This window comes from Brucella sp. GW823-FHT04E01 (assembly GCF_058796175.1).
Genome location: NZ_JBXAIK010000003.1, coordinates 659,078 through 683,830, shown reverse-complemented (window position 1 = coordinate 683,830; position 24,753 = coordinate 659,078). Strand labels below are relative to the sequence as shown.

Sequence of the window (24,753 nt, the reverse complement as noted above, 5' to 3'; positions counted from 1 at the left end):
CGCAGCCAACAAGGAGCCGATCATGTCCGATGTTTCTTTTCACGAACTGGCTAAACTGGACGACGCAGCGCGCGCCGAACTTCTCAAGCGCTCGGAAACCGACCTGTCGGGCTTTATCGAGAAGGTTAAGCCGATCATCGAAGCCGTTCGCACCGAAGGCGACGCGGCGCTTGTCCGCTTTGCGCGCGATCTCGACAAGGCAGAAGTCGATCCGGCGAACATCAAGGCAACGGAAGCCGAGTTTGATGCCGCTTTCGACAAGGTGGAAAAGGACGTGATCGAGGCGATCCAGTTCGGCATCGACAATATCCGCCATTTCCACGAGGAACAGAAGCCGGAGGCCATGTGGCTGAAGGAAATGCGTCCGGGCGCCTTTGCGGGTGACCGCTTCACCCCGATCCGCTCCGTCGCGCTCTATATTCCGCGTGGCAAGGGAGCCTTTCCGTCCGTCACCATGATGACCGCCGTTCCGGCTGTCGTTGCAGGCGTGCCTGATCTTGCCATCGTCACTCCGCCCACGCCGGATGGTTCGGTCGATGCCGCAACACTCGTTGCAGCACGGCTGGCAGGTGTAGAAACCGTCTACAAGGTCGGCGGTGCGCAGGCAGTCGCTGCTGTCGCCTATGGCACGGAAACGGTGAAACCGGCGCTCAAGATCGTCGGCCCCGGCAGCCCATGGGTGGTTGCAGCCAAGCGCCTGCTTGGCGGCGTCATTGATCCTGGCCTGCCAGCTGGACCTTCTGAAGCTGTCATTTTTGCCGATGATACGGTGAAAGGTGGCCTTGCGGCGCTCGATCTTTTGATCGAAGCCGAACACGGCCCGGATTCCTCCGCATGGCTGGTCACGCATAGCCGCCGCGTCGCGGAAGAGGCGCTTGCCGCATTGCCGGACCATTGGGCGCGCATGACCGAACAGCGTGTCGGCTTCTCCAAGACCGTGCTTACCGGCAAATATGGTGGCATCGTCCTGACGTCTTCCGTAGAAGAGAGCTACAAGTTCATCAACGACTATGCGCCGGAACATCTGGAGCTTCTTTCGACCGATCCGTTCGCGCATCTCGGCCATATCACAGAAGCTGCCGAAATCCTGATGGGACCGCACACGCCGGTCGTCATCGGCAATTTCGGCCTCGGCCCGAACGCCGTGCTGCCGACAAGCCGCTGGGCGCGGACCTATGGTCCGCTTTCGGTAACGGATTTCGTCAAGCGTTCGTCCATCGGCTATGTGACGGCTTCCGCCTATCCGGAATTTGCAAAACATGCCCGCACACTGGCGCGTTACGAAGGGTTCTCCTCACACGAGAACGCCGTGTCAGAAATCCGCAAGGATTACCTCTAGAAAGAGCCGGGGAGGCTGACGATGAAGGCTGTCCGGCTTTATGCGGCGAAGGATTTGCGGGTCGAGACAATCGACCCGCCGTCGCGGCCTGAGCCGGGCTGGGTCCGGCTGAAAGTGTCGGCTGCCGGTATCTGCGGCTCCGATCTGCATAATTTCATGACCGGGCAGTGGATCAGTCGTTCGCCTTCGGTCGCAGGCCACGAATTTGCAGGTGTAGTGACCGAAACTGGTGCTGGCGTGACCAGCTTCAAACCCGGCGAGACGGTGATCGCGGACTCCCGCTACTGGTGCGGCGAATGCCAGTCCTGCAAAAGCGGCAGGCACAATGTCTGCGAAACGCTGGGGTTCATCGGTGAAGTCTGCGATGGCGGTTTTGCCGAGGAGACAGCACTTCCTGCACGGCTCCTCGTTCATTACGATCCGGCCATCAACCCGGTGGTCGCCGCCATGGGCGAACCGCTTTCGGTGGCGTTGCACGCCATCCGCAAGCAGCGCGTACCGTCGGGCGAGGCGGTCCTCGTTGTGGGTTGCGGGCCAATCGGCGGGCTTGCAGCGCTTCTTCTTTCCCGCCTGCATGACGGTCCGGTGCTGGTCTGCGACCGCAACGAGCAGCGCGCCAATCTTGTTTCAACTGTCACCGGCGCAACCAAGGTTCCGCTCGACAAGGCGGCAATTGAAGCCGCACTCGATGGCCAGCCAATCCGCTATGCCATTGATGCCACCGGTAATATCGGCGTCCTCAAGGCAATGCTCGACGTGCTTTCCGGCGGCGGTTCACTCGCACTTGTCGGCATATCCCACGGCAGGATCGAGCTTGATCCGAATAGTCTGGTCGAGCGGGAGATCAGCCTGATCGGCTGCCATGCCTATCAGGACGAACTGCGTGAAATTGCAAAAATCCTGCCCGATCTTGAGGCGTCGCTGTTGCAGCTTGTCGACCGGGAAATATCGCTCGATGAGGTTCCGGACGCCTATGCCCGGCTGATTGCCGGTGAAGCGGACGGCTTGAAAACGATCATACGGACAGGGATGTGACTCATGGGTGCTGGCGACAAATCGGAATCCCATCATGCCGCCGACATGGAACTGCCCGAAACCGCCGGGCCGCTCTATGAGAAGGTCAAGGCGCAGGTGCTGGACAACATCCGCTCCGGTCGCTGGCCCGGCAATCATCGCCTGCCTTCGGAACATGAACTGGTGGATGCACTCGGCATTTCCCGGATGACCGTCAACCGGGCCCTGCGCGAACTGACCGATCAGGGCATATTGAAGCGTATTCAGGGCGTCGGCACTTTCGTCGCGCCCCCGAAGCCGGAAACGACGCTGATCGAAGTCGTCAACATCGCCAATGAAATCAAGGCGCGTGGCGGGCAGCACCGCGCCGAAGTCGTCACCCTCGACATTATCGAACCGACGCCCGAACTGCTCAATGCGTTCGAACTGCATAAGAGTATCCCCATCGCCCATTCGCTGATCGTGCACCTCGAAAACGAGGTGCCGGTGCAGCTTGAGGAGCGGTTCGTCAATACGAGTCTCGTGCAGCATTACGAATTGCAGGACTTCCGGGCTATCACGACTTACGATTATCTTCAGAAAAGCACTCCGATGACCGAGGTTGAGCAGGTCATTTCGGCGATAACACCAGACGCGGAAATTGCGCGTCTGCTGCGTCTCGATGATGGTATTGCCTGCCTGCTTCTGGACCGCCGGACATGGACGGGTGAAACGGTTGCGACCGTCAACAAGCTGATCTATGCCGGAAATCGTTACCGTCTTGGCAGCCGTTACAAGCCTGAAATATATAGATAATCCAAACCACTCCGTAACGATCACATTTATCTGACCCAGTGCTTTTCACTGGTTGTGTTGACATTTACTGATTCTCGTAACATTTATAGTTACATGAAAAGAGACAGCAAATTATCGGGCGTTCTGCACGTCCTTCTCCACATGGCGGAACATAAAGGGCCGGTCACATCGGAGGTTCTCGCCAAGGCCATGACCACCAATCCAGTCGTCGTGAGACGTGTCATGGGCGGCCTGCGAGAGCAGGGCTATGTTCGCTCGGAAAAGGGACATGGCGGCGGGTGGGAGATCGCCTGCGACCTCAATAAGGTTACCTTGCGCGACATTTACGAGGCCATCGGAGAACCAGCGCTTCTGGCCATGGGAAACCGCACCGAAATGCCGGGCTGTCTGGTGGAGCAGGCAGTCAATGCCTCGCTCAGCAAGGCATTCACCGACGCCGAAAACCTTCTTCTGGAGCGTTTTGGCGAGGTCACGCTCGCCATGCTGAGCGCGGATTTTCATCAGCGCGCGCTGGAGCGCGGCGTAACATTCGATCTGGAGAGCAGTCATGCATCATGATGCAATCATTATCGGCGGCAGCTTCGCTGGCTTGTCTGCCGCAACCTATCTGGCGCGCGGCAGACGATCTGTCCGCGTGATCGACGCTGGAAAACCGCGCAACCGTTTCGCCGAACATTCGCATGGTTTCTTTGCGCAGGACGGCAGCAACCCGCTGTCCATGCTGGAAACGGCAAAAGCGCAGGTCGAAGCCTATCCGACTGTCACGTTCACACAAGGGAAGGCCGTTTCCGGTAGTGGCGAAATCGACAACTTCGCGATCGAACTTGATAGCGGCGAAATCGTTGAAGGGCGCAGACTGATCCTTGCTTTCGGTATATCGGATGAACTGCCGGATATTCCCGGCCTCGCGGAGCGATGGGGCAATTCCGTCATTCATTGTCCTTATTGCCACGGCTATGAATTCAGCGACCGTCAGCTTGGCGTTCTCAATATGTCGCCGATGTCGGTGCATCAGGCCATGCTGATCTCCGAATGGGGATCGACAACCTTCTTCATTGACAAGGGACTGGAGCCGGATGCGGAGGCATTCGCAGAACTGGAACGGCGCGGCGTGAAGATAGAACGCAGCCCGGTCCGTGCGTTGCACGGCGAGGGGATCGACATTTCAGAGATCGAACTTGAAGACGGGCGACTGGTCCCACTCAATGCGCTTTACATCGGGCCACGCAATTGGCTGAATAGCCAGATTGCCGACACGTTCGGCTGCGCAATGGATGAACTGCCACTCGGCAGAACGATACAGACAGACGGGTTGAAGACGACAACGGTACCAGGCATTTTTGCGGCGGGCGATATTACCCGTGGCGCACACAGCGTCGCCTGGTCGGTCGCTGATGGCGTGACGGCAGGAACTGCGGCGCATCGATCTCTGGTGTTTTAGCCTCCCAATTTGTTGCAATCCGGCTACATTGGCACATCTGTCTGCGGCCGTCATATATCAGCCCCTTGCTTACACGCTCCAGTCCTGCAAATTCAGCGTTCGTGGCCCTTTCCGCAGTAGGGATTCTAGGGCCGGATCGAGGAATCCATGGTCACCGGGTCAGTTAACTCAAGACCGCTCGCAGGCATCGCGCTTGCTTGCGGCGGTTACGCCTGTTTCGCCCTTCAGGACGCGATGGTAAAATGGCTCGTCGCGACCTATCAGGTGCCGCAGATATTGTTCATGCGCAGTCTGGTGATCGTAGTCATTACCGGCGTACTGATACGCTATCGCCGCCATCCGTCCATTTTCCGAAGCCCATATCGCAACACCATCGTCCTTCGTGCCGCACTTATGCTTGGCGCGTGGCTGCTGTTCTACAATGCGGCCCGCCATCTCGAGCTGGCAGAACTGACCACACTTTATTTCTCCGCACCGATCATGGTCATGTTCCTGTCGATCCTCGTGCTCAAGGAGAAAATCGGACCGGGGAGGTGGATCGCCTGCGCCGTAGGTTTTGTCGGTGTAACGGTTGCTGCTAATCCCACCCATTCGCCCAATCTCATTCCCGCCGCCATGTGCATCGTGGCAGGTTTCTGCTGGGCGTGGAGCACGATCCTGGTCCGGCTCGTCAGCCGCAGCGAAACCACGATGACGCAGATGTATGCCACCGGCCTGCTTTTCGGTCTGGCCTGCGCGCTGTCCTTTCCGTGGACATGGCAGGACCCCGATCTCTCCGGCTGGCTTCTGATGATCTGTCTGGGACTTGTATCGACACTCGGCCAGTTCCTTCTCTATGAAGGATTTCGCCATGCACCCGCCTCGGCGCTGGCGCCAGTGGAATATAGCGGGCTCATCTGGGCCTTTATCTACGGTTATCTCATCTGGGCGGAGGTTCCGGCAGCAAATGTGTTTGCCGGTGCATTCCTCATCGTGCTGGCAAGCCTGCTGCTCATCGCCTGGGAGCAACGGCAGGCAAACCTGCGCAAACGCCGCGCCCCCTGTTGAAAGCCCACTCCAAAACTCGCCCTGTGTGGCTGCAAATGGCAATTTGTCTCCGTTCCGGTGCTCATGTACCCAAAAGTACATTGTGCTCCGGTGCTCGAAAATCACCATTTTCGCACACACATGCCGCTTTTGGATTCAGCCTCTAAGGCGCGGCCGCGTCACTCTTGAAGCGATGTCAAACCGCTTCTGCGGTCTGCCCGAGCGGTAGCGGGAACAGTCTGTCATATGCAATGTTGAACACAAACGCATAGACCAGATAGAAAACGACAATCGCTATATCCATCACAAGGGCGGCAATCAGCGAAATTCCCAGATACCAGGCGATGAACGGGATCAGCAGCACGATCAATCCGGCTTCAAAAAGGATTGCGTGAAGAACACGGACAGCCATGCTCTTGTTGACGCTACCCGTGAAACGCAGCATCGCCTTGTCAAAGCCCAGATTGAACAGAAAATTCCACACGGTTGCAGTGGTTGCCGAAACAACCCCGATCACGCCCATCTCTGCTGCAGGCTTGTCCAGAATGAAGGCGGAACCGGGTATGAAGATCGCCAGACCGATGATTTCGAACATCGTTGCGTGGCGGACACGGTCCATAAAACTGCGCATTTCCTTTAATCCCTGTTGTTAATGCGCGTGCTTCTATCTTATTCTGGCGATAAGAAAAGTTAGATACTATCTGGATTTGCGATAAATGAGTATCGAACTCGAACAGCTAGAAGCCTTTGTGGCCTCAGCGGATCACGGCTCGTTCTCCGCTGCCGCGCGATATTTGCGCAAGGCGCAGTCCGCCGTCAGTGTGCTGGTTTCCTCGCTGGAAGACGATCTCGACGTCAAGCTGTTCAGCCGTGCATCCCGCAATCCGGTGCTCACGGAGGCGGGTGCGCGGCTGTTGCCGGAAGCGCGGTTGCTGCTTGCCCGGCGTGAACATCTGATTTCCGTCGCCAGAAATTTCGGCGATCATGTTGAAAGCCGTCTCGTGGTCGCAATCGACGAGCTTTATCCCGAACCGGCTATCGCGACGCTGTTTGCAGCCTTCGCGCAGGAATACCCGCATGTCGAACTGGAGCTGACTTTTCCGCCGTCAACGGCAATAAGCGGGCTTGTGCTGGAAGGAAAGGCGGACCTCGGCGTGATGTGGCGCGCCGAGCAGATGCCGGATGAACTTGGCTTCCACACCATCGGATGGGTGCCTCTGGTTCTCGTCTGCGGGCGAGAGCATCCACTGGCTCATACGGCGGTCAGCTGGGAAGATTTGAGATCGTTTCGCCAGATCATGGCCCGAAAGCACAGCGATACGGCTGAAAGCCGTCGTCTGCGGGTGGGTGCCGAAGTCTGGTGGGTGGAAAGCCACTGGGTTATCCTTCAGATCCTCACGCGGGGGATCGGCTGGGCATTCATTCCCGAACATATCTTGCAGGATTCACCGCTGGCGCCGGAACTCGTCATTCCGAAACTGCAGTTCGACGAAGGTGCGCATCCGGTCGCGCTTGAGCTTATCTGGAACAAGCGGCGACGGCAGGGGCCAGCCGCCCAATGGCTGCAGGAGCGCTTTGCCAAGAGCCGCTTTTGAACTTCCGGCGACGAAGGGTGCAAAGGGCAGGGAATACCCCTGCCCAAAGCGGATTATGCCTTTGCGGCTTCCACAAAACGTGGATCGAAAGTTTGCGCAAATGAGATATCCGCACTTGCCAGTTCCGGATCGAGCGCCTTGAGCATTTCGAACAGGCTCTTGAAGCCGTCTTCCGCAATCAGGCCCTTTTCGGAATACATGGCGCGGGACTTCTCGAAGCCGGTCTTGTAAAGCTCGCGGTCGCCCAGCAGATACTCTTCCGGCACAGCATCAGCCACGTCATCGGCAGAAGCCTTGTGAATCCAGTTCAGCGACTTGACGAAAGCGTTGACGACCCGCTGCGTCGTTACCGGATTTGCATCGATGAAGCTCTGCTGCACATAAACGGTCGCGGCCGGATTGGTGCCACCGAAAAGCTGGCGCGTGCCTTCTTCGGTGCGCGTATCCAGAATCAAGGTGATGTCGCCATCCACTTCCAGGCGCGTGATGACCGGGTCAAGATGGACGAGGGCTGCAATTTCGCCCTTCTTGACGGCTGCGACCGCGCTTGCGCCACCGCCGACACCGATGATCGAAGCGGCATCTGCTGCCAGACCGTTCTTGATGAGCGCATATTGCAGCAGCAGCGAAGTTGAAGAGCCCGGCGCCGTGACACCGACATTCTGGCCCTTGAGATCAGCAATCGTCTTGATTTCGCCTGCGAGGTCCTTGCGCACGCCGATGCAGATGCCCGGAAAGCGGCCAAGCTCGCAGACGGCCTTGATGTCCTGTCCCTTGTTCTGCATGCGAATGGTGTGTTCGTATGCGCCGGTTACCACATCGACCGAACCGCCGATCAGCGCCTGCAAGGACTTTGCGCCGCCACCGAAATCATTGATAGTCGCCTTGATGCCTTCTTCCTCGAAGAAGCCCTTGCGCTCGGCAATGGTGAGGGGAAGGTAATAGAAGAGCGGCTTGCCACCAACACCGAACATCAGCTCCGGCTTTTCCGGCGTCGCAGATGCATCCTGCGCGTAGGCAGGCAGGCGCGAGGCAATACCCGCCAGCCCGAAGGCGGCGGCGCCCAGCAATATATCTCTACGTGTTGTCCTCATGGTTTCCTCCTTGAATCCTCTTAACCGTTGTGTCCGGCAGCTTTCGGGCGCCAGACAAGCAGGCGCTCCTCGACGATGGACACGCCCCAATCGATGAGCAGTACGAATGCTGTCAGCACCAGCATACCGGCAAAGACACCGGTGACGTCGAACACGCCTTCCGCCTGATGGATCAGATAGCCGAGACCTGCCGACGAGCCGAGATATTCGCCGACAACCGCGCCGACGACGGCAAAGCCGACAGCCGTATGCAGGCTTGAAAACATCCAAGACAGCGCCGATGGCAGATAGACATTGCGCAGAAGCTGGCGCTCGTTCATGCCAAGCATACGCGCATTGGCGAGCACTGTCTGATTCACTTCCTTCACGCCCTGATAGACGTTGAAGAAGACGATGAAAAAGACCAGCGAGACGCCGAGCGCCACCTTCGACCAGATGCCGAGGCCAAGCCACAGCGCGAAGATCGGCGCCAGCACGACGCGCGGCAACGAATTGGCTGCCTTCACATAAGGGTCGAAGATCGCCGCGAGCAAAGGCTTGCGGGCAAACCAGAACCCGATCAGCACGCCGCCAATTGCGCCAATGGCAAAGGCCAGCATGGCTTCAAGCAGCGTGATGCCGAGATGATACCAGATCGTGCCTTCCGCAAACCACTTGTAGATGCGTTGCGCCACATCGCCCGGCGTCGCAAAGAAGAACTTCGCCTTGGCCGGATTGCCTAGCAGATGGGTGGCGGTGAAGAGGTGCCAGACCAGAATAACGGCGACAGCCACGCTGAGCTGCGCCAAAAACAGCATAGGCTTTTTCATTTCTTTTCCCCACTCGTCTGCTGATAGCCCTTGAGAACCTCTTCCTTGAGCGCGCTCCATATTTCGCGATGAATTTCGTGAAACTTGTCGTCGAGACGAATTTCGGAAATCTCGCGTGGGCGGGCGAGGGGGATTTTATATTCGGCCATGATGCGGGCACGCGGCCCGGCGGACATGATGACGACGCGATCCGCCAGCGCGATAGCCTCTTCCAGATCGTGGGTCACGAACATGACCGCCTTCTTGTCCTGCGACCACAGGTCCAGCAGAAGGTCGCCCATGATAACCCGCGTCTGTGCGTCGAGGGGACCGAAGGGTTCATCCATCAGCAGATATTTCGGATTGCGGATCAGCACCTGCGCAAGGCCGACGCGCTTGCGCTGTCCACCCGACAGCATATGCGGATAGCGGTCGCCGAAACTTGCAAGACCGACGCGGCCGAGCCACTCACGGGCCTGTTCGCGCGCCTGAGCCTTCGAGGTGCCTGCAATTTCCAGCCCGATGGAGACATTGTCCAAGACAGTCTTCCAGGGCATGAGGGCATCCTGCTGAAAAAGATAACCTGCCTTGCGATTGAGACCCTGCAGCCGCTGGCCGCTGATTTCGACCGTACCGCTGGCCGGTACGAGAAGCCCGGCAACGGCATTGAGCAATGTGGATTTTCCGCAGCCGGTCGGACCGACAATCGCCACGAACTCGTTTTCAGCAACTTCAAGATTGCTTTCGGCGACAGCATCGAAGCGGCCGCCATCGGCCAGCTTGAACGAAATCTGCACATCCTTGAGCGCGATTGCAGTCTTGCGTGTTTCTTCCGGCTGAATACGGCTTGGTTCGGCGCTCATCGCTCGTCACATCCGGTGAACTTACGATGTGCTTTGCCATAACGGCTCATATTTCCGCTCCTTTTCGGGTAGCGCCTCATGAATGGGGGAACAGACAAGACGCGGGATCTTGGCATCTAAAATGAGACGCAAAAATTTGCGATAGAGTCCCTTCGTATAACGTCCCGGTAAGAACATGCAACGAAAAGCGGACAACACATTTCATTCTGTCGACAATAATATGTCTATACGAAATATTATTGCGATCAGCCACGCCAGGTCAAGAAACGCTTCTCGATCTGCCCGATGATGAAATTGACGATCAGTCCCATCACCGACAGGATTGTGACTCCGGCAAACAGCTTCTCAAGATCGTAGAGCGATCCGGCTTCAAGGATATAGGAACCGACGCCGAACTGGGCGCCGAGCATTTCGGCTGCGACCAGCAGAATGATGGCGATGGAGATCGACACTCGCAGCCCGGACAGGATCGCAGGAAATGCGCCGGGCAGGATGATCTTGCGCACGATAGACCACCATCCAAGACCGAAGCTCTGGCCCATGCGCACAAGCGAACGATCCACATTATCGACCGCGCCGTAAGTGGCGACGACGGTGGGCGTAAAGGTGCCGAAGGCAATGAGCATATATTTCGACATTTCATCGATGCCAAACCAGATCACGAAGAGTGGCAGGAGTGCGATCTTGGGGATCGGGAAGAGAGCAGCAACGAGCGGCACCAGACCGGCGCGGACATAGCTGAACAAGCCGATCATTACCCCGAGACTCACACCGACCGCGATACCGAGACTGGCGCCGACAACAAGCCGCCGCAGCGATGGCAGCAGATGCTGCCACAGAAGGCCGGTCTGCCAGAGCTGGACGAAGGTTTCCAGCACGGCGGATGGGCGCGGCAATGTCAGATTGGATATGAAGCCGCTGCGGGTTCCGATTTCCGCCAGCGCCAGCAGCGCTATAAACAGGATCAGGGCCATGTGGCGCACCGGCTGAGGTGCGAAACCGCCCCCCCGGAAAGGAACCGGGCGAACATCCTGGCTGGACTGCTTCATTTCTGCGATCTCAACCATTGATCAACTCCTGATCTGCTGCCTGCGCTTCCGCCCGCATCAGCTCCCAGAGCTGCTTCTGCTTTTCTTCCAGAACGGGGTCGCCAAGGTGACGCTCGGAAAGCGGAATATCGATATCGACAATCTCCCTGATCCGTCCCGGTCGTCGCGACAGCACCACCACTCGATGGCCGAGCCGCACCGCCTCGTTGAGATTGTGCGTGACATAGACCGAGGTGAATGGCTGGCGCGTCCACAGCGCAATCAGATCATCCATCAGCAGTTCCCGTGTCTGGCTATCGAGCGCCGACAAGGGCTCATCCATCAGCATGACGGCAGGGCGTACCGACAAGGCGCGTGCAATCGCCACGCGCTGGCGCATGCCACCCGAAAGCTGCTTCGGCAATGCCTGTCGGAAATCCGACAGCCGGGTGCGCTCCAGAACATTGGTTACGATCCTGTCCATTTCCGCCCGGCCAAGACCATGATCCTCCAGCACCAGCTTGATATTTCCTTCCACGCTGCGCCATGGCAGCAGCGCAAAGTGCTGGAAAACATAAGTGAGGGGATTGAGTGAATCCTTCGGCGGCGAGCCTATCTGCAGCACTTCGCCCGAGGATGGCCGCTCAAGACCGCCCAGAAAACGCAGGAGCGTGGACTTTCCGCAGCCCGAAGGGCCGATCAGGCAGACGATCTGCCCCTGCGGGATGGTAAGCGATATATCTTTGAGAACTTCGACCGGACCATAAGAATGGCTGATGTTTTTCAGTTGCAGATCCATTTCAACTCCAGTCAGAAAGTCCGCCCTTCGACGTTAGAGCGCGTTTCGATATGATTGGATCAAATCCGCGCTCTATCTCGTTGTTTTGACGCGCATCCCGGTTTGGAATACCTGTCGTCGGGCTTTGCGCCCGACAAAACCTGTCGGGCACGGAATGTTCAGTTTCAACCAGCCTTAGCCAGTTTCAAATTGTCTTGACATAGGATGTGTCGAACAGCTTTTCCTGTGTGACAGCTTCCTTGACCATGCCTTCGGAGCGGAACCAGTCGAGCTGCTCCACGCAGCTGTTGAGCGACAAGGCCAGCCCCTTGTTGATGCGCATAGCACCATCGATAAGGTTCTGTTTTGCCGTCTCGAACGGGCTGTCGCTTTCGACATATTTGTGCACGATCTTTGCAATGTCGTCGCGCGCTGCATCGTCTGCAGTGTTGTCGACAAAGGCCGCATTATAATCGTCGATTGCCTTGGAATAGGCTTTGACGAAGGCTTCGGTCATGGCGCGCTCGTCGGACGCATTCTTAGTAGACGTGAATGCTGTCGTGACCTGATAATCCGGCGCATAATCGGAGACGAGACCGATCTGCTTTGCAGCGCCCTCACGGATGAGCTTCTTGGCGATATTGGGCTGGATGGCCCAGGTATCGATCTGCCCGGTCGACAGGGCACCGACAACAGCGCCGAGCTTCTGCAATGGGCGCAGCTGGATTTCAGAAAGAGGAATATTGTTGGCCTTGGCGATCTTGTGCGCCATGAAATGGAATGACGATCCAGCCGTGGTGATGCCGAAGCTGTGTCCCGCCAGCTTGGACGGTTCCGTTAGCCCGCCTTCATAGGCCTTGTTGGAGGCCAGAATGACGTTGCCGGTAATGCCTTTTTCTTCTGCAAGCGCACCGCCGATGACCTTGATCGCGCCCTTGTCGGCCAGGCTGATAAGCCCGCCACTCATTGCCGTCACACCAAAATCTGCATCGCCGGATGCGATGGCGACAGCCATGGGCTGGGCGGCTTCGAAGAACTTCAACTCGATATCGAGACCAGCATCTTTGAAATAGCCACGCTCGTGCGCGATATAGCTCGGCGCATGGCTCGCCAGATGGAGAACGGCCAGATTTCGCGTCGCGGCGCGGGCAGGGGAGCCGAAAGCCGTGCTGATGCCCAACGCACCAAGTCCCATCAATGTCTGACGGCGTGTCAGGGTGAAATCCATTCCGGTTCTCCTCCGATGCGGGTGTCAGCCTGGCGCAACAGATTTCCTGCTAGGCCCGGCAAACAAAATTTCATTACGTCTCTGCCACGGAAAAATATGGAAGATTGCTTTCGCATAAAGTCACATAGCGGGATTTTCAATAAGATTAACGGTCACGTACTTGTTCTGCCGCCAATGCACCGGCATCGATTCTCCGCAGAAACGGGTCTAACCGAGCCAGTATTGGACCTGAGGCCATCTCAGGCAGAAGATGCCCGCCAGCCAGTCCTTCGCCGTCAACATCGATGGCCCAGTCTGCCCATATATCGAGCGGTTCGCGCCCGCCGCCATAGCGTCGGCCTTGTTCCCAGAAAACCAGAACCGGCGCATGAATGCGCCGTCCTGCCGCCCGATCCGCAAGATCGTCAGCTTCATCCACACCTGCGCCTGCGCGGTAATCCTCGCATATCCAGTGCCGGACTTCCGCACTGTCAAAGGCTTCCCGATAATCCGCAAGTGCAAGCGGATGCAGCTTGTCGAGACCATGCGCCATCTTCTGCAAGGTCGTATCGATCATGAAACGAGGATTGCCGGAAAGAAGCATTTCAGGCAGCGGTTCGGGCTGTGCCAGCATGAACCAGTGCCACGCCCCCATGCCGAAAGCCTTGCTGGCGCCTTCCCACATTTCCGGAGTCGGTACGACCGTCACGGATACCAGTCCAACCACATTGTCCGGGTGATCCAATGCCATGCGATAGGCGACACGCCCACCGCGATCATGCCCGATCACAACAAACCGCTCATGCCCGAGCGCCTGCATCAACGCGACCAGACTAGCGGCCATCCGGCGTTTTGATCCGGCACCAACCGGATTGGACGTGATGCGGCTTCGTCCATAGCCCGGCAGATCAGGCACGACGACTGTGCGGGAGCGGGCGAGTTCAGGGGCAATGCGATGCCATGCAGCCATGGTTTCCGGATAACCGTGCAGCAACAGAACCGGCAGGCCTTTACCACCAGTCATGACCGCAAAACGAACATCATTCGTTTCCACTTCCCGCATCTCAAAGCCGGGAAAGAGCTGCTCGATTGCTGGTTTCATACCCCACCGTTTTGATCTCGTCGGAAACTGATTCAGTTGAAAGTGCTATGCTAGAGCATTTCCTGTTTTGATTGAAACATTGGAATCAGGCCACCGCGCAACCCGTCCGCGCGATGGCCATACAACCAGCCTTTATTTCATTTGCTTTGAAGAGACAGCCAGCGGGTTGCGTGTATGTTCATCAGATTGTCGCTGTAGCCTTCAACCTTATCTGCCACGAGCGCTTGTGATGAAGGGTAGAGCAGTGGGATGACCGGAACCTCTTTCAGCAGAATGCGCTCAGCCTGAGCAAGGGTTTCAGCCCGCGCTCCAGTGTCGGTCATCGTTTCCGATTTTGTAATCAGCGCGTCATAATCCTTGTTCGACCAATCTGAATTATTGAAATAATTGTCGGTCGTGAACATACTCAGGAAGGAATAAGCGTCGTTGTAATCGCCGATCCATGCCTGATAGGCAAAATCATACATGCCTTTTTCATGCAGATAATTGAAATAAGTCGCGCCTTCGACTTCGTCCTGTGAAGCATTGATGCCAATATTCTTGAGCATGTCTGCGATAGCAATCATCGTGTTCTTGTTGTTGACCGAAGTGGCATAGCGCAGCTTGACCGACAGGCTTCCCGGTGCGACACCGGCCTCCTTCAGCAATTCCCTGGCCTTGTCCTCACGATCCAGAATATCGATATTCATGTAATCCAGCCGGGGCGCGTCCACGACATAGTTTTCAGTACCGGGAGGCACCATCGAATAACCCGGCATCATCATGCCACGCCGGATTTCATTGGCCAGAAACATTCGATCAATCGCCATCGATATGGCTTCACGCACACGAGGATCGCGCAACTTACTATCCGGTTCGCCTCTGACACTGACATAAAAGGTGCCGAAATAGGGGGCGACACGCAGATTATGCCCCAGATTGGACTTGATGTAGTCCATCTGCTCGGCGGGGACCGTACCGCAAATGTCGATCTCCCCGGCCTCAAACCGGCGCATGCACGACGCCGGTTGCTCGAATGGAATCCAGTTCACCACGTCGATCTTTACATTGGATGCATCCCAGTAGTTCGGGTTTTTCTTCATGACGATCTGCGCATTTGGTGTGAAGCTGGCCAATGTATAGGCACCGTTCGACACCATGTTTCCCGCCAGAGTGAACTTGTCGCCATATTTCTCGACGGCTTTCCTGTTTAGCGGCAAGGTCGTCTGATGGGTCAGCAGTGAAAGGAAATAAGGGGTAGGGGACGTAAGCGTGATTTTCAGCGTGCGGTCGTCAAGCGCCTCGACGCCCAGCTGATCCAGTGGGAGCTTGCCGGTATTGATTTCCCTGGCGTTCTTGATCGCATAGAGAACATTGGCATAACCCGCACCAGTCTTCGGGTCGATGATACGGTGCAGCGAATATTCGAAATCACCTGCGGTAACCGGATCGCCGTTCGACCATTTTGCACCTGCGCGCAAATGGAACATATAAGTCAGTCCGTCGGGAGAAATATCCCACGACTGCGCTACACCCGGTATCAGCTCGCCCTTTGCATCTTCGGTAATAAGCCCCTCATAGAGATCACGCAGCAAAGCGCTTTCATTGACCGTCGTTGTACGGTGCTGATCCAGTGTTGATGGATCGCTGCCGCTATCACGGTTCAACACGGTTTCGGCTGACGCGACGGTAGCCAACGAAAAACAGCAAGCGCCTGCAAGAAAGAAACTGCGATGCATAAAGCCCTCCCATTGATGGCGCGACCCCGAAACGGAGTCGCCAGATGCATCGACTGTATATTTCTTGTTTTAATCTTACTACTTTAAGTAATAACTCCCTACTTATTGTGATAATTACTTTAATAGCACACATATAAGCACGCACTATAATTCGCTTATTAGAATTTGCGATTATAGAAAATATTTTTTTGTTTTACCTTGGCGACGTTTTAGACCGGGAAAGTATTTCCGGTCATATTTTTATATTTGTGAGGGGACATGAAGTTTACTTTATCGCTGGCAGGCTGCATTGCGACGGCATGCAGTGCATCTGCAGCCTATGGCGCAGACGCAGTTATCGCGCCGGAACCGGAATCGACACAATACGTCCGGGTTTGTGACGCATACGGCACGGGATATTTCTATATTCCCGGAACTGAAACATGCCTGCGTATACACGGCTATGTCCGCTATCTTATGCAGGGCGGGGACGATGTTTATGGCCGCGGCTTCACTGACAAGGACGGCACACCTCATCTCCAGCGCAACAGCAAGCGCGATAGCTGGGACAATTCTGCCCGTTTCACATTGCGTGCCAGCACGGCATCCGAAACGGAGCTCGGCACACTAAAAACCTATGCGGAAACCCGTTTTCAGTGGGGCAATGGCAAAGATTCCGGCTCCACCGGCTCGTTGCGCGTTGCATATGTCGATCTGGCGGGACTGCGTGTCGGCCTCGATTTTTCGACGTTCATATCCTTCGTGGGGTATCTCGGCGACGTCTTTAACGATGATGTGATCCTTGCAGGCGGCTATCGTACAGGCTTGATCAGCTATACCTACTCCGGCAGCAACGGCATTTCGGCGATCCTGTCGCTGGAACAGGGCAACAATCTCGATACAGATAAGCAATATGGCTTTGATGGCACTATCAGTGACTATACCCCGCACATCGTTGGTGGTCTGAAATATGCCCAAGACTGGGGCGCGGTCATTACAGTTGCTGCATACGATGCCCGGAACGAAAAATGGGCGGGCAAGCTGCGTGGCAATCTCAACATCAATGACAAGCTGTCCGTGTGGGCCATGGGTGGCTTTAAGTCCAACAAAGACAGCTATATGGACGTCAAAGGCGACAACGGACAAGTTGCAGGCCAGGTTCGCGCAATCAATAGTTTCTACGGTCAATGGGGCGGCGACTGGGCTGCCTGGGGTGGCGGCGCTTACAAAATATCCGACAAGGCCATCATCAATGCCCAGCTTTCTTACGATGCCACAGACACGTTCTACACGACGGCAAACGTCGCTTACGAACTGGTTCCTGGCTTCACGGTCACGCCCGAAATCTCTTACGTGCGCTGGCGTGACAAAAAGTCTGTCCTTAACGGGTCAGACGCGTGGCAAGGCCTGATCGCGCTCCAGCGGACATTCTGAGACAGACAGAAGGAGGCGCCTGAAAAGGCGCTTCTTTTCATGAGCGATCAAGCTTCCCTTGGCATCAACATGAATCAGATAATATGTATTATGGAACTACCCTATATCCATCTGTCCTGAAACATCGCGACAACCGCTTGCGACGCTATCGACATCTAAGCCCTGAATATTCGCGGCACCAAACACTAGAGAAATGGCACTGAAAACGAGCATGTAACTTCCAGCGAATCGGACCTTTTTTCCACCTCGTTTCAGCTGACATTCAAACGTCGCAAACGGCGGAAATTACGGCGTTTTTCGGGCGCGCTCAGCGGCCATTTCTACTTTGTAAATCCGGTGAAAACCCATAGTTCCGTACCAGAATGCGAGCACTTAATTCGCTCAAGAAAATGTGAATATGTTAATTAAGTCAAAGTGTTGATAAGTTCTCTTGCAAGTGGCGCGCTTATCCATAAGATGCGGGCCATTTCAAAAATTTCAAAGGAGGGGTTCTCAAATGTATCGTAAATTTCTACTGACAGGTGTGTGTCTTCTGGCGCTGGCTGGCGCAGCTTCGGCAGAAGTCGTTCTCAATCGCGGCAACGACACTGATCCGGCGACACTGGACCATCACCGCACCTCGACGGTGGCTGAAGGCAATGTCATGCGCGACTTGTATGACGGCCTGACTATTCAGAACGCAAACGGCGAAGCAGTTCCGGGCGTTGCCAAATCCTGGGATGTTTCCGAAGACGGTACGGTCTACACCTTCCATCTGCGCGATGACGCAAAATGGTCGAACGGCGATCCGGTCACGGCCGGTGATTTCCAGTTCACCTTCCGCCGCCTGATGGACCCGAAGACAGCCGCCGGGTACGCCAGCATGCTGTTCATCATCAAGAATGCCGAAGATATTGCCGGTGGCAAGAAGCCGACTGACCAGCTCGGCGTTGAAGCCGTCGATGACCATACGCTCAAGGTCACGTTGAACGCCCCTGCTCCGTATTTCCTTGAGCTTCTGACCCACCAGACCGGCTTCCCGATGAACCAGAAAAGCGTCGAGGAAAATGGCGACAAGTTCACCACGCCCGGCAAGATGGTGACGAACGGCGCCTATATGCTGGAAAGCTTCACACCGAACGACAAGATCGTGATGAAGAAGAATCCGTATTACTATGAAGCGGATCAGGTGAAGATCGATACGGTCAACTGGATACCGTTCGAGGATCGCGCAAGCTGCATGCGCCGTTTTGAGGCGAAGGAAGTGCAGATTTGCTCCGACGTTCCGGCCGAGCAGATGGACTATGTGAAGAAGAACCTTTCCAAGGAATTCCGCATGGCGCCTTATCTCGGCGTCTATTATCTGCCGGTAAAGGGCAAGACCGCCGACAGCAAGCTGAAGGACCCACGCGTCCGCCAGGCGATTTCCATGGCCATCGACCGTGATTTCATTGCCGATCAGGTCTGGCAGGGCACCATGCTTCCGGGCTATTCGATGGTTCCTCCGGGCATCGCCAATTATGTGAAGGATGCGCCGAAGCTCGACTATTCAGACGACATGCTGGAACGCGAAGACAAGGCCAAGGAACTGTTGAAGGAAGCTGGCGTCGAACCGAACACACTTTCGATCGAACTGCTTTATAACACCTCGGAAAACAACAAGAATACCATGGCCGCCATCGCCGATCAGCTCGGCAATATCGGAGTCAAGGCTTCACTGAACGAAACCGAAGGTGCGACCTACTTCAACTTCATGCGCGACGATGGTCCGTTCGATATCGCGCGTGCAGGCTGGATCGGTGACTATAACGATCCGCAGAACTTCCTTTTCATCAGCCAAAGCAATGTGAGCTTCAACTATTCCAAGGTGAAGAACGCCGACTACGATGCGCTGATGGCGAAGGCAGAAAAAATTCTCGATCTCAACGAGCGCGCCAAGACGCTGGCTGAAGCTGAAAAGCTGAAGCTCGATGAGATGAGCAATATCCCGATCCTCTATTATTCGTCGCGCGCCCTTGTTTCGGACAAGATCGACGGTTGGAACGACAACCTCATGGACAGCCACAAGACGCGCTGGCTCTCGTTTAAGCAATAAATTTTCAGCTTGGGCTGCGCCTGTTGGCGCGGCCCTTTTCTCTTCCGGCAGTTCCGGAGGGCCCTCTTTTGTCGGGGCTAACATTTTTTAATAAGCATATGGGAGTTTTCAATGGTTCGCGGATTCTTGATGACAGGCGTTTGCCTGATGGCGCTAGCCGGTGCCGCATCGGCAGAAACAGTGCTCAACCGGGGCAACGATACCGATCCCGCCACGCTGGACCAGCACCATACAACCACCGTTTCGGAAAACCGTGTTCTTCGTGATCTTTATGAAGGTTTGTTGGCGCAAAACGAGAAGGGCGAAGCCATTCCCGGAGCGGCCGTATCATGGCATATTTCCGAAGACGGCCTCACCTACACATTCCACATGCGCGAGAATGCCAAATGGTCGAACGGTGACCCTGTTACCGCCGGCGATTTCGAGTTTTCCTTCCGCCGCATCATGGACCCGAAGACGGCTGCCGGCTATGCCAGCGTCCTCTACGCCATTAAGAATGCCGAGGAAGTTGCCACCGGCAAGATGCCCGTCGATCAGCTTGGCGTGAAGGCGCTTGACGACAAGACGCTGCAAATCACTCTCAAGAACCCTGCCCCTTATTTCCTCGAACTTCTCACTCATCAGACCGGTTTCCCGGTCAACAAGAAGGCTGTCGAGAAGTTCGGCGACAAGTTCACCCTGCCCGGCAACATGGTGACCAATGGCGCCTATACGCTTGTCAGCTTCACTCCCAATGACAAAATCTCCATGAAGAAGAACCCGAATTACTGGGATGCTTCCAATGTGAAGATCGATGCGGTGAACTGGATACCGTTCGAGGATCGCGCAAGCTGCATGCGCCGCTTCGAGGCGAAGGAAGTCGATATCTGTTCCGATGTTCCTGCCGAACAGATGGACTATGTGAAAAAGAACCTCGGCGGTCAGTTCCGCCTCGCTCCCTATCTTGGCATCTATTATGTCGACATCAAAGGCGAGCCATCGAGCAAGCTGCGCGATCCGCGCGTGCGCAAGGCCATATCGATGGCCGTCGATCGTGAGTTTCTCGCCAATGAAGTCTGGCGCGGTGTGATGCTGCCAGCCAGTTCCATGGTGCCGCCCGGCATTGCGAATTACGTCAAGGACGCGCCGAAGCTGGATTTCGCCGACGAGGATGTGCTGGACCGTGAGGACAAGGCCAAGGAATTGCTGCAGGAAGCCGGTGTCCAACCGGGCAGCCTTTCCGTGACGCTGCGCTACAATACCTCGGAAAACCACAAGAATACCATGGCGGCGCTTGCCAACATGCTGGGCAATATCGGCATCAAGGCAACGCTCAACGAAGTGGAAGGCGCCACCTTCTACAACTACCTTCAGGAAAAGGGTATGTTCGACATCACCCGTGACGGCTGGATCGGCGATTACAACGATCCGAATTCGTTCCTGGAGCTTTATACCACCGGCAATTACTTCAATTATGCCGAATGGTCGAACAAGGATTACGACGCGTTGATGGCGAAATCTGCAACGACGACCGATCTCGCCGAGCGTGCAAAAATCCTGGCTGAAGCAGAGAAGATACTGCTCGGCGACGGCGCTGTCGTGCCGCTGATGTATTATTCGTCCACCGCCCTCGTTGCCGACCGTGTTCAGGGTTACGAAGATAACCTCATGAATTCGCACGGCACGCGCTGGTTATCGACAAAGAATTAAAAACAAAAAAGAAACAAGCCCTTAGTGGGATTTGCCGGATCGTTCAAAGCGGTCCGGCAAAGAAGGGAAAAGAACATGCTGGGCTATACGCTCCGACGATTGGGTAGTGCGATACCCACGATATTCATCATCATCACGCTGACGTTCTTTCTGATCCGGCTTGCGCCCGGCGGACCTTTCGACCTTGAAAGGCCGATTGATCCACTGATCCTGGAGAACCTCAAGAAGGCCTATAATATGGATGCGCCGCTGTGGCAGCAGTATCTGATTTATCTGGGCAATCTTCTGCACGGCGATCTTGGACCGAGCTTCACACGACGCGACTTCTCGGTGAACGATCTTTTCGCTTCCGGCCTGCCGGTTTCTATCATGCTCGGCACGCTCGGTCTGACGCTTGCAGCGATCATCGGAACATTCCTCGGCACGCTGGCGGCGTTGAAGCAGAACTCAGCTGTCGACTATTTCGTCGTCGCACTGGCCACATTCGGCATCACCACGCCCAACTTCGTCGTGGCCCCTCTCCTCAGCCTTCTGTTCGGCGTCATTCTCGGATGGGTTCCGGCGGGCGGCTGGTCTTCGGCCAATATAACTTACTGGATATTGCCGGTCCTGACGCTTGCATTGCCGCAGGTCGGCGTCATTGCGCGTCTCGTGCGTGGCGCAACGATTGAGGCGTTGCGCGCCAATCACGTGCGCACCGCCCGCGCCTATGGCCTGCCATCGCGTGTGGTTGTGGGCGTGCATGCCTTGCGCGCCGCGATGCTCCCCGCAGTCTCCTATCTCGGCCCGACGGCAGCCGCCCTGCTCACAGGTTCGGTCGTGGTCGAGACGATCTTCGGCATTCCCGGCATCGGTCGTTACTTCGTGCAGGGCGCGCTTAGCCGCGATTACACCCTCGTCATGGGAACCGTTGTTGTCATTTCGGTCTTCGTCGTGGTGTTCAACCTGATCGTCGATCTTCTTTATGCATGGCTTGATCCGAGGGTTCGCTATGACTGATCTTACTGTACCGACGGAAACAGCCCGGCTGGAAGTTCCAAGCCGCTCGCTCTGGCAGGACGCATGGTTGCGCCTGCGCAAGAACAAGGCTGCCGTGGCAAGCGCTATCGTCCTTCTTCTGATGGCTTTTCTGGGCATTTTCGGCCCGATGCTGAGCCCGCACCCCTATGACAAGATTTATCCGCAGTTCGTGCGTGTGGCACCGAGCCTCGAAGCCTATCCGCGTGAAGATACAATCATGCCAGGCCTTGAACGCGAACTTGCCCGGGCGCGGCTGAAAGCTGCCGGCGAGCCGGAACTGAACGGCAACAATGTCGTTGTCGACTTTACCGCACAGCGTCCGACGGACGAGCGTGTGCTGCGTTATTTCCAGCGCTCCGACCTGTTCAGCAATCCGAAAATCGAGATCGCTACTGACGGGCTGTCGGGCAAGCTGACCCTCGACGTGGCACGCAATTATTTCCTGCTCGGCACTGATAATCTGGGCCGCGATCTGATGACGCGCATCTTCATCGGTGTGCGCATGTCGCTTGCCATCGGCCTGCTTGCCTCGGCGATGGCACTGGTTCTGGGCGTGTCCTATGGCGCTGTCTCCGGTTATCTCGGCGGGCGCATCGACAATGTGATGATGCGGCTCGTGGATATTCTCTATTCGCTGCCCTTCATCTTCTTTGTGATATTGATGCTCGTCTTCTTCGGGCGATCCATTTTCATCATCTTCATCGCCATCGGCGCGACGGAGTGGCTGGATATGGCGCGCATCGTGCGCGGACAGACATTGAGCCTCAAACGTCAGGAATTTGTGCAGGCTGCGGAAGCGTTAGGCGCGACACGGCGCGGCGTCATCACCCGCCACATCATTCCGAATGCGCTCGGCCCGGTCATCGTTTTCGTGACGTTGCTGGTGCCGAAGGCAATCCTGCTCGAAAGTCTCCTCTCCTTCCTCGGTCTCGGTGTTCAGGACCCCCTCACCTCTCTGGGGCTGCTGATTTCCGAAGGTGCCCAGAACATGCGCGGCGCAAGCTGGCAATTGATCTGGCCTGCCGCAACGCTGACCATCATCCTGTTTGCGCTGAACTTCCTTGGCGATGGCCTGCGCGACAGCCTTGACCCGAAGGATCGCTGAGATGACGAGTGAAAACATTCTGAGCGTGCGCGACCTGAAGGTCACATTCGACACGCATGACGGGCCGGTGCAGGCGGTGCGCGGCATCAATCTCGATGTCAAAGCCGGTGAAACCATCGCCATTGTCGGCGAGTCCGGTTCAGGCAAGAGCCAGACGACCATGGCAATGATGGGGCTTCTGGCCCAGAACGGCAAGGCAACCGGCCAGGCGCTCTATCGCGGTCAGGATCTGATCGGCATGTCCGAAAAGAAACTGAACAATATCCGCGGCGCAAAGATCACCATGATCTTTCAGGAGCCGATGACGTCGCTCGATCCGCTTTACCGCATCGGCGACCAGCTTGCCGAGCCGCTTCGCTATCATCGCGGCATGAACAAGAAGCAGGCGCGTCCGCGTATTCTTGAACTGCTCAAGCTGGTTGGTATTCCAGAACCTGAACGCCGCATCGACAGCTATCCTTATGAACTGTCAGGCGGACAAAGGCAGCGTGTCATGATCGCCATGGCGCTCGCCAACGAACCGGACATCCTGATTGCCGATGAACCGACGACTGCGCTCGACGTCACCATTCAGGCGCAGATTCTCGATCTTCTGGCCGATCTGCAGAAGCGGTTGGGCATGGCGGTGGTCTTCATCACGCACGATCTTGGCATCGTGCGGCGCTTCGCCGACCGGGTCTATGTGATGCGCTCCGGCGAAGTGGTTGAAACCAACGAAACGGAAAAGCTCTTCACCTCACCGGAGCATCCCTATACGAAGATGCTGCTCGATGCGGAGCCGGAAGGCGAAAAGGCCCCTCCCCGTGACGACGCGCCGGTGCTTGTTCGCGCCGACAATGTGAAGGTCAATTTTCTTATCAGCAAACCATGGCTCGGCGCTGCGAACTATCTCACCGCCGTCAACAATGTCTCGCTGACATTGAAAGAAGGCCAGACCATCGGCATTGTGGGTGAATCCGGTTCCGGCAAGTCCACGCTCGGTCGCGCCATTCTGCGTCTTCTCCCATCAGAAGGCCGCATCGCTTATCTCGGCAAGGAATTGCCGACGGAATCGCAGGCGATGCGTCCGAAACGCCGCGAATTGCAGCTCGTTTTTCAGGATCCTTTTGGCTCGCTCAGCCCGCGCATGACGGTGGGACGCATCATCACTGAAGGGCTTCTGATCCACGAACCGAACCTTTCGGCGAAAGAGCGTGATCGCCGCGCGCAGGATGCCCTGCGGGAAGTCGGCATGGACCCGGCCATGCGCAATCGCTATCCGCACGAATTTTCCGGCGGCCAGCGCCAGCGCATCGCCATTGCGCGCACGATGATCCTGAAACCGCGCGTGATCGTGCTCGACGAACCGACAAGCGCGCTCGATCGTTCGGTGCAGAAGCAGATCGTCGCCCTGTTGCGCGACCTGCAGAAAGACCACGGCTTGTCCTATCTCTTCATCAGCCACGACATGGCGGTCGTGCGGGCCGTTTCGGACTATGTGATTGTGATGAAGAACGGAAAGATTGTCGAACAGGGCGATACCGAACAGGTCTTCGACCACCCGCGCGAAGATTATACCAAGGCTCTGATGGCGGCGGCGCTCAGCGAAGAGCGCTTCGGTACGTGATGTAATGACGGAATGAAAAGCGAAAGGGCCTGATTTCAGGCCCTTTTCATTTGAAAGA

Annotated in this window: 22 protein-coding genes and 1 pseudogene; 14 read left to right on the top strand and 9 right to left on the bottom strand. The window is 56.3% G+C overall.

Going from position 1 to position 24,753, the window contains the following annotated elements; translation table 11 throughout:
- Nucleotides 1-22 precede the first annotated feature (22 nt).
- The 7 genes and pseudogenes from hisD to AC1RHM_RS13590 all read left to right on the top strand — a co-directional run.
- Nucleotides 23-1,339 carry a histidinol dehydrogenase gene (hisD, locus tag AC1RHM_RS13620; protein WP_010658779.1) on the top strand — a complete coding sequence of 439 codons (1,317 nt, stop codon included), beginning with the start codon at nt 23-25 and terminating at the stop codon, nt 1,337-1,339.
- Nucleotides 1,340-1,360: 21 nt separating this feature from the next.
- Nucleotides 1,361-2,374 carry a zinc-dependent alcohol dehydrogenase gene (locus tag AC1RHM_RS13615; protein ID WP_010658780.1) on the top strand — a complete coding sequence of 338 codons (1,014 nt, stop codon included), beginning with the start codon at nt 1,361-1,363 and terminating at the stop codon, nt 2,372-2,374.
- A gap of 3 nt (nt 2,375-2,377) precedes the next feature.
- The gene (gene hutC / locus AC1RHM_RS13610; protein WP_010658781.1) at nt 2,378-3,148 is read left to right on the top strand and encodes a histidine utilization transcriptional repressor HutC; all 771 of its coding nucleotides are present in this window, start codon (nt 2,378-2,380) and stop codon (nt 3,146-3,148) included.
- A 93-nt stretch (nt 3,149-3,241) separates the two neighbouring features.
- On the top strand, nt 3,242-3,706 hold the full coding sequence (locus AC1RHM_RS13605; protein WP_012092979.1) for an Rrf2 family transcriptional regulator: 465 nt from the start codon (nt 3,242-3,244) through the stop codon (nt 3,704-3,706).
- Nucleotides 3,696-4,589 (top strand): NAD(P)/FAD-dependent oxidoreductase, encoded by an 894-nt coding sequence (locus AC1RHM_RS13600; RefSeq protein WP_010658783.1) that lies wholly within the window; start codon nt 3,696-3,698, stop codon nt 4,587-4,589. The genes AC1RHM_RS13605 and AC1RHM_RS13600 overlap by 11 nt, the downstream gene beginning before the upstream one ends.
- Nucleotides 4,590-4,736: 147 nt before the next feature.
- Nucleotides 4,737-5,636 (top strand): DMT family transporter, encoded by a 900-nt coding sequence (locus AC1RHM_RS13595; RefSeq protein ID WP_010658784.1) that lies wholly within the window; start codon nt 4,737-4,739, stop codon nt 5,634-5,636.
- A gap of 35 nt (nt 5,637-5,671) precedes the next feature.
- A pseudogene (locus AC1RHM_RS13590) lies at nt 5,672-5,802 on the top strand (flagellar basal body P-ring protein FlgI); the annotation flags it as partial.
- A 9-nt stretch (nt 5,803-5,811) separates the two neighbouring features.
- Here AC1RHM_RS13590 and AC1RHM_RS13585 read toward each other — a convergent pair.
- Entirely contained in the window at nt 5,812-6,246 is a 435-nt protein-coding gene (locus tag AC1RHM_RS13585; RefSeq protein ID WP_012092982.1) for a PACE efflux transporter, read from the bottom strand.
- An 85-nt stretch (nt 6,247-6,331) separates the two neighbouring features.
- Between AC1RHM_RS13585 and AC1RHM_RS13580 the strand changes: the two genes are divergently transcribed.
- The gene (locus AC1RHM_RS13580; protein ID WP_010658786.1) at nt 6,332-7,210 is read left to right on the top strand and encodes a LysR family transcriptional regulator; all 879 of its coding nucleotides are present in this window, start codon (nt 6,332-6,334) and stop codon (nt 7,208-7,210) included.
- A gap of 53 nt (nt 7,211-7,263) precedes the next feature.
- Here AC1RHM_RS13580 and AC1RHM_RS13575 read toward each other — a convergent pair whose 3' ends face one another.
- The 8 genes from AC1RHM_RS13575 to AC1RHM_RS13540 form a co-directional block, all read right to left on the bottom strand.
- Nucleotides 7,264-8,304 carry an ABC transporter substrate-binding protein gene (locus tag AC1RHM_RS13575; protein WP_010658787.1) on the bottom strand — a complete coding sequence of 347 codons (1,041 nt, stop codon included), beginning with the start codon at nt 8,302-8,304 and terminating at the stop codon, nt 7,264-7,266.
- A gap of 20 nt (nt 8,305-8,324) precedes the next feature.
- Nucleotides 8,325-9,113: an ABC transporter permease gene (locus AC1RHM_RS13570; protein WP_029927414.1), complete on the bottom strand. Its 789-nt coding sequence runs from the start codon at nt 9,111-9,113 to the stop codon at nt 8,325-8,327.
- Nucleotides 9,110-9,955, bottom strand: a complete 846-nt coding sequence (locus AC1RHM_RS13565) for an ABC transporter ATP-binding protein (protein WP_010658789.1) — start codon at nt 9,953-9,955, stop codon at nt 9,110-9,112. The genes AC1RHM_RS13570 and AC1RHM_RS13565 overlap by 4 nt, the downstream gene beginning before the upstream one ends.
- Nucleotides 9,956-10,200: 245 nt before the next feature.
- Nucleotides 10,201-11,022, bottom strand: coding sequence for an ABC transporter permease (locus AC1RHM_RS13560; RefSeq protein ID WP_012092987.1), 822 nt, complete (start codon nt 11,020-11,022; stop codon nt 10,201-10,203).
- The gene (locus tag AC1RHM_RS13555; protein ID WP_010658791.1) at nt 11,015-11,782 is read right to left on the bottom strand and encodes an ABC transporter ATP-binding protein; all 768 of its coding nucleotides are present in this window, start codon (nt 11,780-11,782) and stop codon (nt 11,015-11,017) included. Before AC1RHM_RS13555 ends, AC1RHM_RS13560 begins: the two co-directional genes overlap by 8 nt.
- Nucleotides 11,783-11,966: 184 nt before the next feature.
- Nucleotides 11,967-12,989 carry an ABC transporter substrate-binding protein gene (locus AC1RHM_RS13550; RefSeq protein WP_492332564.1) on the bottom strand — a complete coding sequence of 341 codons (1,023 nt, stop codon included), beginning with the start codon at nt 12,987-12,989 and terminating at the stop codon, nt 11,967-11,969.
- Between the two features lie 145 nt (nt 12,990-13,134).
- Nucleotides 13,135-14,070 carry an alpha/beta fold hydrolase gene (locus tag AC1RHM_RS13545; protein ID WP_010658793.1) on the bottom strand — a complete coding sequence of 312 codons (936 nt, stop codon included), beginning with the start codon at nt 14,068-14,070 and terminating at the stop codon, nt 13,135-13,137.
- 137 nt (nt 14,071-14,207) lie between these two features.
- Nucleotides 14,208-15,788 carry a peptide ABC transporter substrate-binding protein gene (locus tag AC1RHM_RS13540; protein WP_151576588.1) on the bottom strand — a complete coding sequence of 527 codons (1,581 nt, stop codon included), beginning with the start codon at nt 15,786-15,788 and terminating at the stop codon, nt 14,208-14,210.
- A 258-nt stretch (nt 15,789-16,046) separates the two neighbouring features.
- On the opposite strand from AC1RHM_RS13540, the gene AC1RHM_RS13535 reads away from it, so the two are divergent.
- The 6 genes from AC1RHM_RS13535 to AC1RHM_RS13510 all read left to right on the top strand — a co-directional run bounded on the left by AC1RHM_RS13535 (nt 16,047) and on the right by AC1RHM_RS13510 (nt 24,695).
- Complete coding sequence (locus AC1RHM_RS13535; protein ID WP_010658795.1) at nt 16,047-17,201, top strand: porin; 1,155 nt, start codon at nt 16,047-16,049, stop codon at nt 17,199-17,201.
- A 496-nt stretch (nt 17,202-17,697) separates the two neighbouring features.
- Nucleotides 17,698-19,275, top strand: coding sequence for a peptide ABC transporter substrate-binding protein (locus AC1RHM_RS13530; RefSeq protein WP_010658796.1), 1,578 nt, complete (start codon nt 17,698-17,700; stop codon nt 19,273-19,275).
- A gap of 111 nt (nt 19,276-19,386) precedes the next feature.
- The gene (locus AC1RHM_RS13525) at nt 19,387-20,964 is read left to right on the top strand and encodes a peptide ABC transporter substrate-binding protein (RefSeq protein ID WP_010658797.1); all 1,578 of its coding nucleotides are present in this window, start codon (nt 19,387-19,389) and stop codon (nt 20,962-20,964) included.
- Between the two features lie 75 nt (nt 20,965-21,039).
- Nucleotides 21,040-21,963 (top strand): ABC transporter permease, encoded by a 924-nt coding sequence (locus tag AC1RHM_RS13520; protein ID WP_010658798.1) that lies wholly within the window; start codon nt 21,040-21,042, stop codon nt 21,961-21,963.
- A complete protein-coding gene (locus AC1RHM_RS13515; protein ID WP_010658799.1) occupies nt 21,956-23,089 on the top strand; it encodes an ABC transporter permease in 1,134 nt (377 codons plus the stop codon). The genes AC1RHM_RS13520 and AC1RHM_RS13515 overlap by 8 nt, the downstream gene beginning before the upstream one ends.
- Nucleotide 23,090: 1 nt before the next feature.
- The gene (locus AC1RHM_RS13510) at nt 23,091-24,695 is read left to right on the top strand and encodes an ABC transporter ATP-binding protein (RefSeq protein WP_010658800.1); all 1,605 of its coding nucleotides are present in this window, start codon (nt 23,091-23,093) and stop codon (nt 24,693-24,695) included.
- The last annotated feature ends 58 nt before the right edge of the window (nt 24,696-24,753 follow it).